The organism is Polaromonas sp. P3_C2 (assembly GCF_056402675.1).
Genome location: NZ_JBFUGX010001008.1, coordinates 1 through 1064, shown reverse-complemented (window position 1 = coordinate 1064; position 1064 = coordinate 1). Strand labels below are relative to the sequence as shown.

Here is a 1064-nt window from a genome sequence, read left to right as displayed (position 1 = left end):
TGTTCCAGAACTGGAACAGGGAGTACAACCCGAGGATTGGGCGCTATATGCAGTCCGATCCCATTGGGCTGGAGGGGGGCATCAATACATTTGCTTATGTCGAGGGTGATCCGCTTTCGAAGAGTGATCCTAAGGGCTTGGTTGTCATACCAACAACGTCCGCGGACTCATCCAATGGGCGCAATATATCGCCCGTCCCTCCAACTGACTCAGGCGATGTATTGTGTGGATTGAATAAAAGATGCCAGAAAGTAAACGACATGTGTATCCGCAGATGCGAAGCAACGCTGCCGACTAGGGACTACGGTACATCTTTCTTTCGATGCAAAAATAGATGTATGCTTGAAAATGGTTGCCCAAGCGGAAGCGCAGGAGAATGGTGAAATGGAAAAAGAAGTTGCTCTGAAATTGTCTGATGAAATGCGCGGCGTACTTGCCACTCTAGATGATTCAATTAAGTTAGTGCAGGAAACCTGCGGCCCAAAAGAGTTTGAAGGCTACAGAGCGGATGTTGCAAAAATCATGGGGGGCGTTTGCGATGTCATGAATCGCCTGTACGCTAAGTTTCCTGACATCATGCCCGATGAGTTGAAGTAAGCGCATTAATTAGATATCGCATCCTGGATGATTATCCCGTCATCACCTGTGGATTTAAAGATGGCCTTGCGATGTCGACGCCATCCTTTCCGTGCACTGTCACCCCGCCACCATCCGATGTCAGTTGGACCGACTACGACGCTATGGGCCGTCCCACCACCGTGGTCGACCCCAATGGTCTTGCCAGCTACACCTACTACGACAGCCTGGGTCGCCCCATCCAGACCCAGCAGCCCGCCAACACCGGTAGCAGCACCCCCACCACCACCGGCTTTGCCTACAACGCCAATGACAACCTGACCCAGGTCACCGACCCCCGCAACCTCGCCACCACCTACAGCCCCAACGGCCTGGGCGATGTCACCGCGCAAACCAGCCCKGACACCGGCACCAGCCAGTACACCTACGACCTCAACGGCAACGTCCTGACCAAGACCGACGCCAGAGGCAAGCTCACCCAGTACACC

General features: G+C 53.9%; 2 protein-coding genes and 1 pseudogene. All 3 read left to right on the top strand.

The annotated features are described in order from the left end of the window. The coding region (locus tag AC1DWI_RS24200; RefSeq protein WP_477726045.1) for an RHS repeat-associated core domain-containing protein at window positions 1–383 on the top strand (383 nt) is incomplete at its 5' end. Further along, on the top strand, window positions 343–597 hold the full coding sequence (locus AC1DWI_RS24195) for a hypothetical protein (protein WP_477726046.1): 255 nt from the start codon (window positions 343–345) through the stop codon (window positions 595–597). The genes AC1DWI_RS24200 and AC1DWI_RS24195, both read left to right, overlap by 41 nt. A 71-nt stretch (window positions 598–668) precedes the next feature. Next, window positions 669–1064: pseudogene (locus AC1DWI_RS24190) on the top strand (type IV secretion protein Rhs); the annotation flags it as partial.